Genomic DNA, 1,311 nt, shown 5'->3' with positions numbered 1-1,311 from the left:
GTCGTTGACGGCGCGGCGGCGGGCGGGGCTGAGGGAGGCCATGCCGCGGCGGGCGTCGGACATGACCTCGACCTTGTAGGTCACCGGCGCCTGGCTTCGCGGCCGTCGGGGGTGTAGTCGGCCATCAACTCGTCCCAGCTGATGGTGTCGGCCGTCTCGTCCTCGCTTGCCTGGCCCGCCTCCTGGTGGTCGGGGTGGACGCGGGTGAGCCAGGCGATGCGGTAGGCGGCGATGACGCCGGGGATCTCGTCGAAGCGGGCCGCTTCCAGGCGGGCGGTGAAGGTGAGGAGCTCCTGCGGCCAGGGGGCCAGGGCCGCCTTGAGTTCCGCGACGGTCTGGGGCCCCTCGTCGGCCTCGATCCGGTAGGGAGACCGTGTCGGCAGGTGTGCGCTCACCCCGACAACGGTAGGCCCTTCGGCGGGTGTTGGGGGTCGGTTCGTCAGGTGATGTCCAGCACGGCCTTGCCGGCGACGCGGCGGGAGCGGAGGGCCTCGACGGCCTCCGGGGCGCGGTGCCAGGGGCCGCGCCAGCCGATGTGCGGGGTGAGGCGGTGGGCGGCGACCAGTTCGGCGAGGAGCGCGATGTCGGGGCCGAAGTTCCAGACGCCGTTGGGGGTGGTGGTCAGGCCCTCGCCGACGACGAAGAGGTCGAGGCGCTTGTTGACCAGCTTGTGGGCCAGGGTCAGCGTGGTGGGCTGGTTGGAGGCGGCGCCGATCTGGATGACCGCGCCGTGTTCCGCGACCAGGTCGAGGGCCTGGGCGAGGAGCGGTCCACCGACGTTGTCGAGGGCGGCGTGTACGGGCTCGGTCACCTCGTCCAGGCCGACGACGACCTCGGCGGCGCCCAGGTCGCGCAGGCCCGCGCCGCGGGCCCGCGTGCCGACGGAGGCGATGACGTGCGCGCCGGAGAGCGCGGCGAGTTGGACGGCGAACCGGCCGACGCCGCCCGAGGCGCCGGTGACCAGGACCCGGCGGCCGAGCAGCGAGCCGAGGCGGCGGACGGCGCGGAGCGCCGAGACGCCGGCGGCCGGCAGGGTGGCGGCGGTGCCGAGGTCGACGGCGTCGGGGAGCACGGCCAGTTCGGCCGGGTCGACGGCGCGGAGTTCGGCCCAGCCACCGCCGAGGCCGAAGGCGGCGACGCGCGCCCCGGCCGCCGGCCCCGAGCCGTCGCTCGCCGGCCGCACGACGACGCCCGCGCTGTCGCGCCCGAGGACGGCGCCCGGCTGCTCCCCGTGGAGCAGGTCGAGTTCGCCGAAGTTGAGGGAGAAGGACTCGACGGCGATCAGCGCCTGGTGCGGGGCGGGTACCGGGT

Annotated in this window: 2 protein-coding genes; both read right to left on the bottom strand. The window is 75.4% G+C overall.

What is annotated here, in order from left to right; all coding sequences use genetic code 11:
• Window positions 1–80: 80 nt before the first annotated feature.
• Window positions 81–395 (bottom strand): hypothetical protein, encoded by a 315-nt coding sequence (locus E1265_RS36270; RefSeq protein WP_132935181.1) that lies wholly within the window; start codon window positions 393–395, stop codon window positions 81–83.
• A gap of 44 nt (window positions 396–439) precedes the next feature.
• On the bottom strand, window positions 440–1,311 hold an 872-nt coding region (locus E1265_RS36265), incomplete at its 5' end, for a zinc-binding dehydrogenase (protein WP_132935180.1).

This window comes from Streptomyces sp. 8K308, from assembly GCF_004348315.1.
In the GTDB taxonomy this organism is placed as follows: Bacteria; Actinomycetota; Actinomycetes; order Streptomycetales; family Streptomycetaceae; genus Streptomyces.
This window is presented reverse-complemented; position numbering and strand designations above follow the sequence as displayed.